The organism is Stenotrophomonas nitritireducens, from assembly GCF_001700965.1.
Taxonomy (GTDB): domain Bacteria; phylum Pseudomonadota; class Gammaproteobacteria; order Xanthomonadales; family Xanthomonadaceae; genus Stenotrophomonas; species Stenotrophomonas nitritireducens_A.
Genome location: NZ_CP016756.1, coordinates 2,194,381 through 2,207,500, shown reverse-complemented (window position 1 = coordinate 2,207,500; position 13,120 = coordinate 2,194,381). Strand labels below are relative to the sequence as shown.

Sequence of the window (13,120 nt, the reverse complement as noted above, 5' to 3'; positions counted from 1 at the left end):
CGGTGCTGGAAGGTTAATTGATGGGGTCAGCCGCAAGGCGAAGCTCTTGATCGAAGCCCCAGTAAACGGCGGCCGTAACTATAACGGTCCTAAGGTAGCGAAATTCCTTGTCGGGTAAGTTCCGACCTGCACGAATGGCGTAACGACAGCGGCGCTGTCTCCACCCGAGACTCAGTGAAATTGAAATCGCTGTGAAGATGCAGCGTTCCCGTGGCAAGACGGAAAGACCCCGTGAACCTTTACTATAGCTTTACACTGAACGTTGAGTTCGTCTGTGTAGGATAGGTGGGAGGCTATGAAACTGTGGCGCTAGCTGCAGTGGAGCCATCCTTGAAATACCACCCTGTCGTGCTTGACGTTCTAACCTAGGTCCATTATCTGGATCGGGGACCGTGTATGGTGGGTAGTTTGACTGGGGCGGTCTCCTCCTAAAGAGTAACGGAGGAGCTCGAAGGTACGCTCAGCGCGGTCGGACATCGCGCACTGTGTGCAAAGGCATAAGCGTGCTTGACTGCAAGATCGACGGATCAAGCAGGTAGGAAACTAGGACTTAGTGATCCGGTGGTTCTGTATGGAAGGGCCATCGCTCAACGGATAAAAGGTACTCCGGGGATAACAGGCTGATACCGCCCAAGAGTTCATATCGACGGCGGTGTTTGGCACCTCGATGTCGGCTCATCACATCCTGGGGCTGTAGTCGGTCCCAAGGGTATGGCTGTTCGCCATTTAAAGTGGTACGCGAGCTGGGTTCAGAACGTCGTGAGACAGTTCGGTCCCTATCTGCCATGGGCGTTGGAAGTTTGAGAGGGGCTGCTCCTAGTACGAGAGGACCGGAGTGGACGAACCTCTGGTGTTCCGGTTGTCACGCCAGTGGCATTGCCGGGTAGCTATGTTCGGAAGCGATAACCGCTGAAAGCATCTAAGCGGGAAGCGCGCCTCAAGATGAGACTTCCCGGGGCACAAGCCCCCTAAAGGAACCATATAGACTATGTGGTTGATAGGTCAGGTGTGTAAGTACAGCAATGTATTGAGCTAACTGATACTAATGATCCGTGTGGCTTGACCATATAACCTCAAGTTGCCTTGGCCGACATGACATGTCGATAGACTCCAAGTGCACGCTACGTCACAAGACCAAACGCGAGACAGGCGCCGTAGGCCCTTTCCTGGATGGAATGCAGTTACCTGCACACCGCCCAGAAAGAAAACACGAGCGACGCTCCAACTGTCTCCCTGATGAAATTAGCGCTATGGAACCACCCGATCCCATCCCGAACTCGGAAGTGAAACGTAGCCGCGCCGATGGTAGTGCAGCCTAAGCTGTGCGAGAGTAGGTCATCGTCAGGGTTTTATCTAAAAACCCCGCTGCTCACGCAGCGGGGTTTTGTCTTTTTATGTAAGCCAGGTGTTTTACTGCTTGGGTTAGCTTCCGCAAGGAAACGCATTGGAGCTGGCGCAACGCGCTGCTCACACCGCCTTCCTGATGAAATTAGCGCTATGGAACCACCCGATCCCATCCCGAACTCGGAAGTGAAACGTAGCCGCGCCGATGGTAGTGCAGCCTAAGCTGTGCGAGAGTAGGTCATCGTCAGGATTTAAACCCAAAACCCCGCTGCCAGAAGCAGCGGGGTTTTTCTTTGGGTGGAATACGTAGGCATCTGGAGGCCGGCAAGCGGCCGCATTTGTAGGAGCGGCGTCAGCCGCGAAGCTCGTAGAAACAACGAAGCGGAAAGGCTTGAGCGAAGCCAAAAGCCCAAAGCCAAAAGCTCCCCCTCATCCCAACCCTTCTCCCGCAGGCGGGAGAAGGGCTTAAGCCACAGCCAGAGCCAGAGCAACAGCCAGAGCAACAGCCACAGCCACAGCCACAGCAACAGCCAGAGCCAGAGCCAGAGCCTTGGGGTATTGCCGGCGCTACGTGAAAAACCCCTGCCGAGCATGGCTCGGCACTACAGTCAGGCTTTCTGGCGCATATGTGCCGCAGTTGCCCACCGGGCTGCGATGTTCGGCGCTGTGATACACACGGCTTCATCAGTGACCGTGGTCACTGCACGCTCCAACAGCTGGATGTCCGCTTCATGCTGGCGGGCTACATGCGGGTCTTCAAAGAAGATGGCGCGTTGGCAGCGATGCTCGAGCACGCGGTCCGCGATCTGTGCGTCGCCGCCGAGTGGACCGCTCTGGAAGCGATGGATCCACTCCTGGTCGCGTGGCCAGCCTTGGCTCCAGGCCATTTCGTTCAATCGCTGACCAGTGGTGCCGGTGCCTATGCGTTGCTGGAATTGCGACAACACGTCGAAGTGTTCGGCGGCGAAGGCCAGCATCTGCGGCTTGCGCGCATCGTGGGCGATCAGCGCCAGAGTTTGTTTGCTGAAGTCATGCAGATCGTTCGCACCCGGATCCGGGGCGAAGCCTGCGTGGATGCGCTCCATCTCGATCCAGTCGCGCGCGGTGGCCACCGTGGAAATGAAGGGTTTGCCGTGGATGACGCACTGGCGCTTGAGGGCGATGGCTTCGGGGAATACCGATGAGGGATCGACCGGATCAATGAAGTAGATCGCGCCATCGAGTGTGCGCTCGGGGGTGCCCATGCCGACTACCTCGGCCACCAGCTTCATCAGGCCGCCTTCGCGACCGTTGGGATAGCGCTGAAGTGCTGGATAGTCCTGCAGCGGATAGGTGCTGGCAATAGCGTCGTAAGTGCGTCCTACGGCGTGCAAACCTACGCCAAGTTCGCGGATGCCGGTTTCGCTGGCGCGCAGCCAGCGGAACAGTGCTGCGTCGGCGCTTTCGTGATGGAGACGGTTTGCGGCCAGACCGATGCGCATTGCGACTTCTCTTTGTGCGGAGTTCTTGAGTGTAGGACAGCGGGGTGTCGGCTTGTGGGTGGTGTTGAGGTGAAAGCCAGCCAAGGAACTGAATCAGGAAGCAGAGGCAAAGCTGCCCTCATCCGCCCTTCGGGCACCTTCTCCCGCTTGCGGGAGAAGGAAGCAAGTAGTTATTGCGCGAGCTGGTAGTCCAAGGCCGAAGCCAAGGCAGAAGCAAAAGCCAAGCCAAAGCCAAAGCCAAAGCCAAACCTCAAGCCAAAGCTCAAGCCAAAGCTCAAGCCCAAGCCCAAGCCCAAGCCCAAGCAAAAGCAAAAGCCCAAGCCCAAGCCCAAGCCCAAGCCCAAGCCCAAGCAAAAGCCCAAGCAAAAGCCCAAGCAAAAGCCAAAGCAAAAGCCAAAGCAAAAGCCAAAGCAAAAGCAAAAGCAAAAGCAAAAGCCAAAGCAAAAGCCAAAGCCAAAGCCAAAGCCAAAGCGCAGGCTAAGGCAGAAGCTGGGGCCGAAGCTATAAGCGAATCTAAGGGGAAACCAAAACGACCGCGCGTAGACATCATCGCGGATTCTGTAGCGATGGAATCGGTGGCTATAGCGGACGCAGATAATTGCCCGCCGAAGCAGCCAGCTAACGTGCAGAAGATCACACCGAAGTAGCCAGCCCAACGCGCAGATGATCACCCCGAAGCAATCCCCTCTCCCGTTTCAACGGGAGAGGGGTAGGGATGAGGGCGCTGTTCGCGCTATCCCGCTATCAACGCTTCAACAAAGCAACAATGCTCTCCGCCGCATCACGACCCTCGGCGATAGCGGTGACCACAAGGTCGGCACCGCGTACCACATCGCCACCGGCGAACAGCTTCGGGTTATGGGTCTGGAACGGCAGGCGGGTGGCGCCGCCGGCGATGATGCGGCCGTTGCTGCTTGCTTCCACGCCCTGCGATGCCAGCCATTCCGGCAAGGTCGGTGAGAAACCGAAGGCGATGATCACCACGTCCGCTTCCAGCAGCGATTCGCTGCCCTTGATGGCGACGGCATTGCGGCGACCATTGGCATCGGGCGTGCCCAGCTCGGTCTCGATCACGCTCACGCCGATCACTTCATCATCGGCACCGGCTTCAATCGCCAGTGGCTGGCGGTTGAACAGGAAGCGCACGCCCTCTTCGCGGGCATTGGCCACTTCGCGGGCCGAGCCCGGCATGTTGGCTTCGTCGCGACGGTAGGCGCAGGTCACCTTGGCGGCGCCCAGGCGAATCGCACTGCGCACGCAGTCCATGCCGGTGTCGCCGCCGCCCAATACCACCACGCGCTTGCCGTTGAGGTCGGGCAGGGCGATCTGGTCTTCCCAGCCGGCAATTGGCCGGCCGTGCGGATTGTCGCCACTGACGATGCGACTGTTCTGCACCAGGAAAGGCAGTGCCGGCAGTACGTTCTTCAAGTCCTGGCCAATCAGGCCGCCGTCGGTGTAACGGTAGGCACCGGTGCCGAGGAACACCGCGTCATAGTCGTTCTGCAACTGCTCGATGCTGATGTCGCGGCCGATCTCGACGCCCAGACGGAACTGCACACCCATGCCTTCCAGGATCTCGCGGCGACGCTGGATCACGTCCTTTTCAAGCTTGAAGCTGGGGATGCCGAACTGCAGCAGGCCGCCGATCTGTTCGTAGCGGTCGAACACCACCGCCTGCACGCCGGCACGGGCCAGTCGATCAGCACACGCCAAGCCGGCAGGGCCGGCGCCGACAATGGCCACGCGCTTGCCGGTGCTCTCGACCGCGACCAGATCCGGCTTCCAGCCGGTAGCCAGGGCGGTGTCGACGATGTATTTCTCGACTGCGCCGATAGTGACCGCGCCGAATTCCTCCAGCGTGCAGCTGCCTTCGCACAGGCGGTCCTGCGGGCAGACGCGGCCGCAGACTTCCGGCAGCGGGTTGGTCGAATGGCAGAGCGTCGCCGCTTCGTGGATGCGGTCTTCCTGCACCAGCTGCAGCCACTGCGGGATGGCGTTGTGCACCGGGCACTTCCAACTGCAGTACGGGTTGCCGCAGTCCAGGCAGCGACCGGCCTGGTATTGCGCGTCGGCCTTGTCGAACTTGCCATGCAGCTCGCCCCAATCGCCGGACGTGCGCAATTCCACCGGAATGCGCTGCGGCATGGTGCGGGGCAGATCGAGGAACTGGAAGGCTTGCTTGCGGCTCATGGTTTTAAGGCTCAGAAACTAGTAGGTAGGAACCAGGAATCAGTGAAGGCAGAAGCAAATACTCGTTTCTGTTTTCTCTTCACTGGTTCCTGGCCTCAGGCTGCGCTGCGCAGCGCTTCGGCCAGCGATTCAATGCTGGCGGCCTTGGGTTTGACCAGCCAGAACTTGCCGACGTAATCGCGGAACTCGTCCAGGATCTGCTGCGCCCAGATGCTGCCGGTCAACTCGCGGTGGCGGCTGATCAGGCTGTGCAGGTGCTGGCGGTAGTTCTCGAAGCCTTCGGCGGAAATGCGATGGATGTCGATCAGTTCGTGGTTGTAGCGGTCGACGAAATCACGATCGATATCCAGCACGTAGGCCAGGCCACCGGTAAAGCCGGCACCGAAGTTCAGGCCAACCTTGCCCAGCACCGCGACCACGCCATCGGTCATGTATTCGCAGCAGTGGTCACCGGCACCTTCGATCACTGCCAGCGCGCCGGAGTTGCGCACACCGAAGCGCTCGCCGGCACGGCCAGCGGCAAACAGTTCGCCGCCTGTTGCGCCATACAGGCAGGTGTTGCCGACGATGGCGGTGTTGCGTGCTTCGAAGCGCGCACCACGCGGTGGACGCACCACCAGGCGGCCGCCGGCCATGCCCTTGCCGACGTAGTCGTTGGCTTCGCCTTCCACTTCCAGGTTCAGGCCGCCGACGTTGAAGGCACCAAAGCTCTGCCCGGCGGTACCGCGGAAGCGCAGGTTCAATGGCGCTTCGCTCATGCCGTGGTTGCCATGCGCGCGGGCGATGGTGCCGGACAGGCGCGTGCCCACCGAGCGGTCGGTGTTGTGGATCAGGAAGCGATGCTCGCCGCCACGCTTGTGGGCAATGGCATCGGCCAGCAGGTCATCCATCTGCGTGGCCAGGCTGTCCGGCGACTGGTACAGGCGCTGTGCGGCGCAATGCGCACCGTCGTAATGGGCGGGCGCCAACAGCCGCGACAGATCAACCTTGACGCCTTCGCGCGGCGACACGTCGAGCTGCTGCAACAGGTCGGTGCGACCAACGATTTCATCCAGCGAACGCGCGCCCAGGAAGGACAGCCATTCGCGCACTTCTTCGGCCAGCAGGCGGAAGAAGTTCTCCACGCGCTCCGGCAGGCCGGTGAAGTAGCCGGCACGCAGGCGTTCGTCCTGGGTGGCCACGCCGGTGGCGCAGTTGTTGAGGTGGCAGATGCGCAGGTACTTGCAGCCCAGCACGATCATCGGGCCCGTGCCAAAGCCGAAGCTGTCGGCGCCCAGTAGCGCGGCCTTGACCACGTCCAGGCCGGTCTTCAGGCCGCCATCGGTCTGCAGGATGGTGCGGCTGCGCAGGTCGTTGCCAACCAGTGCCTGGTGCGATTCGGCCACGCCCAGTTCCCACGGCACGCCGGCATAGCGGATTGAGCTGATCGGCGACGCACCGGTGCCGCCGTCGTGGCCGGACACGGTGATCAGGTCGGCGCCGGCTTTCACCACGCCAGCAGCAATGGTGCCGACGCCGGCATGCGACACCAACTTCACCGACACCAGCGCATCCGGATTGACCTGCTTCAGGTCGTAGATGAGCTGCGCCAGATCTTCGATCGAATAGATGTCGTGATGCGGCGGCGGCGAGATCAGGCCGATGCCCGGCTTGGCATAACGCAGGCGCGCGATCAGCTCGTTGACCTTGTGGCCGGGCAGCTGGCCGCCTTCGCCGGGCTTGGCGCCCTGCGCGACCTTGATCTGCAGCACTTCGGCATTGACCAGGTATTCGGCGGTGACGCCGAAGCGGCCGGAAGCGACCTGCTTGATCTTGGAACGCTTCTCGGTGCCGTAGCGCGCCGGGTCTTCGCCGCCTTCGCCGGAGTTGGAGCGGCCGCCGAGGCGGTTCATCGCAATCGCCAATGCTTCATGCGCTTCCGGCGACAACGCGCCCAGCGAGATGGCGGCGGTGTCGAAACGCTTGAACAGCGCTTCGGCCGGTTCCACTTCGTCCAGCGGCACCGGCGTGGTGGCCGGCTTGAGCTGCAGCAGGTCGCGCAGCGCCGAGGTCGGGCGCGAATGCACCGCGTCCATGTACTTGCGCCAGTCGGCTGCGTCGCCGGTACGCGATGCACGCTGCAGCGTCATCACCACGTCCGGGTTGTACATGTGGTATTCGCCGCCATGCACGTACTTGAGCAGGCCGCCAACTTCCGGTTGTGCCAGATCATTCCACGCACGCACCATCAGTTCGCGGGCTTCGGTATCCAGCCGTGCCAGGCCGACGCCGCCGATGCGGGCGGCGGTATCCGGGAAGCACAGTTCAACCACATCCGGATCAAGGCCGACGATTTCGAACAACTGCGCGCCGCGGTAACTGGCGACGGTACAGATGCCCATCTTGGAGATGATCTTGCTCAGACCCTTGTAGATGCCCTTGCGGTAGCTGCGGCCAATCTGCGAGACCTCACCGCCCTTCTTCAGCAGCAGGATGCCGCGACGGCCCAGATCGAACAGCGTCTGGTAGGCCAGGTACGGGTACACCGCGGTCGCACCAAAGCCCAGCAAACAGGCCATATGGTGCGCATCGCGCGCGGTGCCGGTTTCCAGGATCAGGTTGACGTCGCAGCGCAGGCCGACCTTGGACAGATGGTGATGCACGGCGCTGGTGGCCAGCAGGGCATGCACCATCGGCCGGTCGGCAACCGGGTAGCGGTCGGACAGCAGCAGCATCACCACGCCCTCGCGCGCGGCCTGTTCGCACTCGGCGCAGATGCGCTCGATGCCGGCCTTCAAGCCTTCCTCGACGCTGTAGGACAGGTCGATCAGGCGGTTGCGTTCGACGTACTGCTCCATCTTCAGCAACTGGCGCAGCTTGCGCTGGCTCAGCACCGGCGAGTTGAGGATGACGTGGTTCACCGTCTCCGCACCGGCGTGGAAGATGTTGGTCTCCTTGCCGAGCTGGGTGGTCAGCGACATCGCGCAGTCTTCGCGCAGCGGATCGATCGGCGGGTTGGTGACCTGCGCGAAGGCCTGGCGGAAGTAGTCGTACAGCGGACGGGTATTGCGGCTGAGCACGGCGATAGGTGTGTCATCGCCCATCGAGCCGGTGGCTTCCTGCCCGGTTTCGGCCAGCGGCCGCAGCACCTGTTCCAGTTCTTCGGTCGTGAGCTGGAACAGCTTGTGGTAGCTGCGCAGCGTGGCTTCGTCGAACGGCTCCTCGGCCAGCGAGGGATCGATCAGCTCGGTCTGCAGATAGGTCACGCCCTGGTGCAGCCACTGCTTGTACGGCGCACGCGCACGGTTGATGCGGTCGATGGCTTCCGAATCGAGCAGGTCGCCACGCTTGAGGTCGATGGCCATCATCTGGCCCGGGCCAAGCTTGCCCTTGCGCACCACGCGCTCGGTCGGCACTTCCCATACGCCGGCTTCGGAGGCCACCAGGAAGTGGCGGTCGGAAGTCAGCATCCAGCGCGCCGGGCGCAGGCCGTTGCGGTCCAGCGTGCAGGCGGCGTAGCGGCCATCGCAGGCAACGATGCCGGCCGGGCCATCCCAGGGCTCGCTGTTCAAACCGTAGAACTCGTAGAAGGCGGCCAGGTCGGCGTCCTTGAACTCCAGCGACTGTGTCGCCGGTGGCACCAGGATGCGCAGCGCCTGGATCAGCTCCATGCCGCCGGACACCATCAGCTCCAGCATGTTGTCCATGCTCTGCGAGTCCGAACCGTGCATCGAGATCACCGGGTCGAGCTCGGCGATGTCGAACTTCGGCGTCTTCCACACCTTGCTGCGCGCCTGCGCCCAGTGGCGGTTGCCTTCGATGGTGTTGATCTCCCCGTTGTGGGCGAGCATGCGGAACGGGTGTGCCAGCGGCCAGCGCGGCATGGTGTTGGTGGAGAAGCGCTGGTGGAAAACCACCACGCTGGACGCCAGTTCATGGCGCTGCAGATCCGGGTAGAAGGTGCTCAGCTTGTCCGGCAGCACCATGCCCTTGTAGCTGATGGCCTCGGCGCTGAGCGTGGTGACGTAGTAATCGGCGACATCGCGCAGGTTTTGTTCGCTGCGGCGGCGGGCCATGAACAGGGCCAGGGCGAACTGCTCGGCACTCTGCTCGATGCCTGCATCGACGAATACCTGTTCGATCTTCGGCAAGGTGTCGCGCGCCAGTTGGCCGCAGACGCTGTCATCGGTGGGTACTTCACGCCAGCCGCGCGGATGGCAGCCGGCGGTGCGCAGTTGGGCATCCAGTTCGTCACGACAGCGCTGCGCAGCGGTGGCATCGTGTGGCAGGAACACCACACCGGCGGCGAAGTTGGGGCCGAGCGCGATGCCGGCTTCTTCGGCCAGTTGGCGCAGGAACACCGTGGGCTTGCGCAGCAGCAGGCCGCAGCCGTCGCCAGTCAGTCCATCGGCGGCAACACCGCCACGGTGGGTCATGCGCGACAAGGCGGCGATGGCGGTATCCACCAACAGGCGCGATGGCTGGTCGTCGAGCTGGGCGACCATGCCGAAACCACAGGCGTCGCGTTCGTCTTGCGGGTCGTAAAGCCCTTGCTGGGTGCGGACTGCCATCTGTGCCTCGATGCGATTCAGGTGAGCGGCGACACTTCAACCCGCTCGCTGAGCACGTCATGCTTATCAGATGGTTCGCGCCGTGCTGCCGCACGTGCCGTTGGGATAGCACCCGGCGCGCGCCCTGACGGCGTCTTACGCCTGATCCAAGCGCCCTCGCGCCCATCCAATGCACATGATGTGCTCAACCTGGAGCGCACCTTGAGGTCACCGGATGGTTCGACTAAATCACAGTTGCTGCAACGCCGCAATACATCGTTGCGAGCGCAACCAAAGCCTTGCCCAGCAAGGCTTTGGCTATACAAAAATCAACCGCAGCGCACGCCGCTGACCATACCTTTCTCATCGATTTCGATGTTCAGGCGCTCGCCGATGAATTCCATGGTGACCGGCTGGTTGGGCTTGAGCACGCGCACGTCGGTGGCGCCGGCGTCTTCCTTGGCCTGGGCCTGCATGGCCTCGGTATAGGCCTGGCCGACCAGGCCCTGCACCTGGCTGGCGTCGCAGGCGCCCGGCGGCGGCGTGGCTTCAGCGGGCGCAGCGGCGGCTTGTGCGGCCTGCTGGGATTGGTTCAGTGCTTCATCCTGTTCTTCCGGTGCCGGCTTGGTGCAGGCACTCAGGGCCAGCAACAGGGTGGCGGTGGCAATCAGGGCGGCGGGGCGGCGCAGGGCGCGCGGCGTCGACTGGAACTGCATCGGAACTCCAGGGTGTTGAGGGTCTGCCCAAGCATATAGCCAAGTGACGGCCGTGTTGACGCTGCGTCGCATGGGCCTGCGCGATACTCCGGCACCGTTTCAGCATGGGAGCAGCGATGGCCGCAACACCGGCAAGCCCTGCACTGCGTCACAGCCACGATGCCGAGCCGGGCATCCTCAGGCAGCGTGCCGGGCGCGGTTTCCGTTACGTGGATGCCCGTGGCAAGCCGGTACGCGCCGCCGCCACGCTCGAACGCATCCGCCGCCTTGCCATTCCACCGGCTTACACCCAGGTGTGGATCTGCGCCCAGGCCAATGGTCACCTGCAGGCCAGCGGGCGTGATGCGCGCGGCCGCAAGCAATACCGTTACCACCCGCAATGGGTACGGATGCGCAGTGACAGCAAGTTCGATCGCATTGTTGCCTTCGGCAAGGCGTTGCCCGGCCTGCGGCGGCGCGTGCGCGCCGACCTGGCCTTGCCTGGCCTGCCGCGCGCCAAGGTGCTGGCGATCGTGGTGGCGGTGATGGGCCGCACGCTCGCCCGTATCGGCAACGATGCCTATGCCCGTGACAACCATTCCTATGGGCTCACCACGCTGCGCAACCGCCACCTGGAAAGCGCCGGGCAGGGCCAGGCGCGACTGCGCTTCCGCGGCAAGTCCGGGCAGGCGCAGGAGATGGTCATCGATGACCGGCATCTGGCGGGGCTGGTGCGCCGTTGCCAGCAGTTGCCGGGGCAGTTGTTGTTCCAGTACCGCGACGAGGACGGCAAGGTACGGCCAGTGGGTTCTAGTGACGTCAACGACTATTTGCGCCAGGCCACCGGCGATGATTTCAGCGCCAAGGATTTCCGCACCTGGGGCGGCACCCTCGTGGCGCTGCGCGAGCTGGCGCAGCGGCCCTTGCCGGATACCGGCGGCGAACGCGCGTTGGCGGAGATACAGAACCAGGTGATTGCCGCGGTGGCGGCGATGCTGGGCAATACCCCGGCAGTGTGCCGCAAATCGTATATCGACCCGTGCGTGTTCGAAGGCTGGCGCGATGGCCGGCTGGGCGCGCTGCAATCACTGCGCGGCCCGCGCCAATGGGAGGCGGCGGCACTGCGCTTCCTGCGCAGCGCCCACCGCGGGCTCAGCCGCAGCGCATAGCGGTGATGTTGTTGGTGCGGCCCACTTCGATGGTCAGGCGCTCGCCGCCGGTGGATGCCGGGGTCTGCATCGAGGCGGAGGTGTCAGCGGCATCATTGCCGCGCACCACGGCAACCTGCAGGCTGTCGCTGTCCACGCGGGCGCGTTCAACCGTATCGGGGGCAGCGGCAAGACCGACCGCGCCGCGCACCATGTCGGTATGGCATTGGCCGGAGACAACACCGTCGATCGGTTGCACGTTGTTGACATAGGCTGCGTTGCAGCCCGACAGCAGCAGGAGGGCGGCGGGAACGGCGAGCAGACGGATCATGGGTTACTCCTGCAAAAAGTAGAAAACAGGTTGAAGCATCGCCGCCACGCCGTATGCAGCGGATGAAATACACGTGCTCACCACGCTTTTTTCACTGCCCGCGACCCCCGCTGTTGCGCACACTGCCACTCACTGCGACAGCGGAAGGCACAGGTGATCGGGCCCCGCTGCGCACACCATGAATGCGTGAGCGTCTGCCCGTTGCGGATGCTCACGGCAGCATCTGTTGCTGCGACCACTACGCGCCTACGCCGCGTAAACATGAGGAAGCCCCCATGGCAGGAAAAAAGAAGCCCGTAGCCGCAAAGAAAGCCACCAAGGCTAGGCCGCCGCTTGCCGATACCGCATCCGCCGCACAAACCGCTGCCCAGCGCACCGCCAGCCGTCAGCGGCGGCTGCAGGAAGATCTGCAGCAACAGGAGAAGCTGCGCAGCGCGATGCCGAAGAAAAAGGGCAGCGTGCAGGCCGGCACCCGCAAGCAACCGAGCACCCTGCCGGCGCAGCAGCTGCGCAAGCCGGGCAATGAACATGAGTTGGAGCTGGCGCCGCGCTATCTGGCACCGTCCTACAAGGGCAGCGGCAAACTGAAGGGAATGCGCGCCATCGTCACCGGCGGTGATTCGGGAATTGGCCGCGCGGTGGCCATCCTGTTCGCGCGCGAAGGTGCCGATGTGGCCGTGCTTTACCTCAGCGAGCACGAGGATGCCAAGGTCACCTGCGAGCACATCGAGCAGGAGGGCCAGCGGAGCCTGGCGATCAGTGGCGATGTGCGCGATCCGCTGTTCTGCGACAGCGCCGTACAACAGGTTGCCAAGGCATTTGGCGGCATCGACGTGCTGGTCAACAACGCGGCATTCCAACTGCATTGCCATCATCTTGAAGACCTCACCGACGAGCATCTGCAGGAGACGCTGCAGACCAACATCGCCGGTTACATCCACATGGCGCGCGCGGTGCTTCCGCATATGGGCGAAGGCGACAGCATCATCAACACCGGCTCGGAAACGGGCATCTTCGGCAGCAAATCGTTGATCGATTATTCGGCCACCAAGGGCGCGATCCACGCGTTCACGCTGTCGCTGGCCAGCCAGCTGCTGCCGCGCGGCATACGCGTGAACTGCGTGGCGCCGGGGCCGGTATGGACGCCATTGAACCCGGCCGACAAGGCTGCCGAAGATGTGGCCGAGTTCGGCAAGGACAGCGACATGGGGCGGCCTGCGCAGCCGGAAGAACTGTCGCCGGCGTATGTTTTTCTGGCATCGCCAAGTACCGCCAGCTACATCAGCGGCGCGATCCTGCCGGTAATGGGTGGCCCGCGCGGTTGACCGTACTGGCTGCGCCAAATGGGCGAGGGATTGCATCCTCCCTTGCGCACCGGGAAGGCACAACGCAGCTCTCCTCG

8 protein-coding genes and 3 rRNA genes (1 of these 11 cut by a window edge) are annotated in these 13,120 nt (G+C 62.9%); 6 read left to right on the top strand and 5 right to left on the bottom strand.

The features are described 5' to 3' along the window. From BCV67_RS09375 to rrf (BCV67_RS09365), 3 genes are all read left to right on the top strand, one after another. Positions 1–1,067, top strand: a 23S ribosomal RNA gene (locus tag BCV67_RS09375); it begins 1,812 nt to the left of the window's first position. Positions 1,068–1,232: 165 nt separating this feature from the next. Further along, a 5S ribosomal RNA gene (rrf, locus tag BCV67_RS09370) occupies positions 1,233–1,347 on the top strand. Between the two features lie 132 nt (positions 1,348–1,479). After that, a 5S ribosomal RNA gene (gene rrf, locus BCV67_RS09365) occupies positions 1,480–1,594 on the top strand. Positions 1,595–1,952: 358 nt separating this feature from the next. Here rrf (BCV67_RS09365) and BCV67_RS09355 read toward each other — a convergent pair. After that, a complete protein-coding gene (locus BCV67_RS09355; protein ID WP_062170922.1) occupies positions 1,953–2,825 on the bottom strand; it encodes a methylglyoxal synthase in 873 nt (290 codons plus the stop codon). Positions 2,826–2,998: 173 nt separating this feature from the next. Between BCV67_RS09355 and BCV67_RS20090 the strand changes: the two genes are divergently transcribed. After that, positions 2,999–3,472, top strand: coding sequence for a hypothetical protein (locus tag BCV67_RS20090; protein ID WP_156455913.1), 474 nt, complete (start codon positions 2,999–3,001; stop codon positions 3,470–3,472). 97 nt (positions 3,473–3,569) lie between these two features. Here the strand turns inward: BCV67_RS20090 and BCV67_RS09345 are convergent, their stop codons facing one another. The 3 genes from BCV67_RS09345 to BCV67_RS09335 form a co-directional block, all read right to left on the bottom strand. Beyond that, entirely contained in the window at positions 3,570–5,015 is a 1,446-nt protein-coding gene (locus BCV67_RS09345; RefSeq protein WP_062170924.1) for an FAD-dependent oxidoreductase, read from the bottom strand. Positions 5,016–5,110: 95 nt separating this feature from the next. Then, on the bottom strand, positions 5,111–9,565 hold the full coding sequence (gene gltB, locus BCV67_RS09340) for a glutamate synthase large subunit (RefSeq protein ID WP_062170926.1): 4,455 nt from the start codon (positions 9,563–9,565) through the stop codon (positions 5,111–5,113). 308 nt (positions 9,566–9,873) lie between these two features. Next, positions 9,874–10,260, bottom strand: a complete 387-nt coding sequence (locus BCV67_RS09335) for an I78 family peptidase inhibitor (RefSeq protein WP_062170928.1) — start codon at positions 10,258–10,260, stop codon at positions 9,874–9,876. A 104-nt stretch (positions 10,261–10,364) separates the two neighbouring features. On the opposite strand from BCV67_RS09335, the gene BCV67_RS09330 reads away from it, so the two are divergent. After that, positions 10,365–11,408: a DNA topoisomerase IB gene (locus tag BCV67_RS09330; RefSeq protein WP_062170929.1), complete on the top strand. Its 1,044-nt coding sequence runs from the start codon at positions 10,365–10,367 to the stop codon at positions 11,406–11,408. On the opposite strand, the gene BCV67_RS09325 is transcribed toward BCV67_RS09330, so the two are convergent. Next, positions 11,392–11,718: a hypothetical protein gene (locus BCV67_RS09325; RefSeq protein WP_065868098.1), complete on the bottom strand. Its 327-nt coding sequence runs from the start codon at positions 11,716–11,718 to the stop codon at positions 11,392–11,394. The two genes, BCV67_RS09330 and BCV67_RS09325, sit on opposite strands and share 17 nt — an antisense overlap. A gap of 275 nt (positions 11,719–11,993) precedes the next feature. Here BCV67_RS09325 and BCV67_RS09320 point away from each other — a divergent pair, with 275 nt between their 5' ends. Beyond that, complete coding sequence (locus tag BCV67_RS09320) at positions 11,994–13,043, top strand: SDR family oxidoreductase (RefSeq protein ID WP_062170931.1); 1,050 nt, start codon at positions 11,994–11,996, stop codon at positions 13,041–13,043. The last annotated feature ends 77 nt before the right edge of the window (positions 13,044–13,120 follow it).